At 62.2% G+C, this 1,565-nt stretch carries 1 protein-coding gene; it reads right to left on the reverse strand.

Annotated elements, in window-relative coordinates:
• Positions 1–322 precede the first annotated feature (322 nt).
• The gene (locus AX685_RS16355; RefSeq protein WP_021245899.1) at positions 323–1,486 is read right to left on the reverse strand and encodes an IS110 family transposase; all 1,164 of its coding nucleotides are present in this window, start codon (positions 1,484–1,486) and stop codon (positions 323–325) included.
• Positions 1,487–1,565 lie beyond the last annotated feature (79 nt).

A 1,565-nucleotide genomic window follows, 5' to 3' on the forward strand; every position in this document is an offset into this window, starting at 1 on the left:
AAAGTCTCTAGCTGCTGCCCCCACGGTAGAGGGTATCCAGACTTTATATTGCTACGTCATGATCTTCTTCTCCGTCGATCATTGCAAGTCCACATCATCCATCCCGGAGTGCAACAGTCTCTTCGCGGTCGGGCGTTTGTCGTGGCCGTTGGGCCGATCGCCTGCCGCAGTATGGGCATTCACTAGCAAAGGGTGGAGCTTCAACAAGCGTCACGAGGTTGTCACCACCTCACCTTTAGACCCGAAGTCTCCGATCCCTCCGCCTCCCGGGAGGACTGTTTCGCCGCCATTGTGCGAGCGAACCTGGTGTGAACCTGCGCGCTCAGGCCGGCAGCCGGCTCTGCATCAGCGCCCGGTGCGCCGGCACGTCGGCCGCCTTGGCCATGAAGTGGGTGCCGTCACGCCACAGACTGAACATGATGATCGCCAGCTTCCGTGCCAGCGCGACCTTCGCCTTGTTGAAGCCGATCCGCTTGCTGAGCTTGAGGCCCCAGTCCTTGAGCGTGCTGAACGACCGGGTGTTCGACAGCATGACGGTCGCGGCGCCGACCAGATGCGTGCGGGTGAGCTGGTTGCCCATCTTGCTGATGCCGCCATGCGTCAGGCTCTCGCCCGACTGGTAGACGCGCGGGGTCAGGCCCAGATAGGCGGCCACATCGTCGACATGCCGGAAGCGCGTCGGGTCCTCGATCGCGCTGTAGAACGATACGGCGGTGATCGTGCCGACGCCGGGGATCTCCATGAACCGCCTGCAGACCGGGTTCGACGCGGCCAGCAGTTCCAGCTCGCGCTCGATGCGGTTGGCCTCGACGTAGAAGCCTTCGCACAGATCGAGCAGCGGCAGGACCCGTGGTCGCAGATCGACGCCTTCAGTGTCGGCGATGAGGCACATCTGGTCGATGGCGCGGCTGCGATAGCTCGCCGCGGTTTCGGTCCCACCCTCGATCCGTCCGCCGTAGACCCGCACCAGGCCGCGGATCATCGCCTCGGTCTCGCGTCGCTGTTTTACGAGGCGGTCGCGCATGGTGAGATAGGCCCTGATCTCGAAGCACAGGTTCGATTTGACATAGACCTCGGTCAGATATTCCCGGCCCGTCCGCGTGATCTCGGCGATGCCGCGTGCGTCGTTCGTGTCGGTCTTGTTCCGCTTGACCGACAACACGCGATGCACCTGGCGCGCATCGAGCACTACAACCTGGAAGCCCTGCGCACGCAGCTTGGTCGTCAGATGCGGCGTCAGCCCGCCGCTCTCAATGCCGATCAGCGTCACATGCGATTTGAAGTTCTTGCGCAGATAACGTCCGATCTCGGTGGCGCTGCTCTTCATCGAGACCTGGTGAACAATCGCGCCGTCACAATCGAGAACGCAGACCGCCGTATTCTTGTAGCCGACATCCAGGCCAACCCAAAAGCGCGCCGCCGAAGGATCGGCCTCCGCTCGATCCATCGCCGCCAAATAGGACGGCACCACGATCTTCTTCGACATGACCGACTCCTTTCTTGCCAACATCTGGTCAACAAAGGATACCCTCGCGTCGAAGGCCGGGCAGCAGCTAAGCCACAAG

The organism is Sphingomonas sp. CCH9-F2, assembly GCF_001556735.1.
Classification (GTDB): domain Bacteria; phylum Pseudomonadota; class Alphaproteobacteria; order Sphingomonadales; family Sphingomonadaceae; genus Sphingomonas; species Sphingomonas ginsenosidimutans.

Excerpts from the sequence above, each read along its gene's own strand:
- AX685_RS16355 (WP_021245899.1), bottom strand. The coding sequence starts at position 1,486 with ATGTCGAAGAAGATCGTGGTGCCGTCCTATTTGGCGGCGATGGATCGA.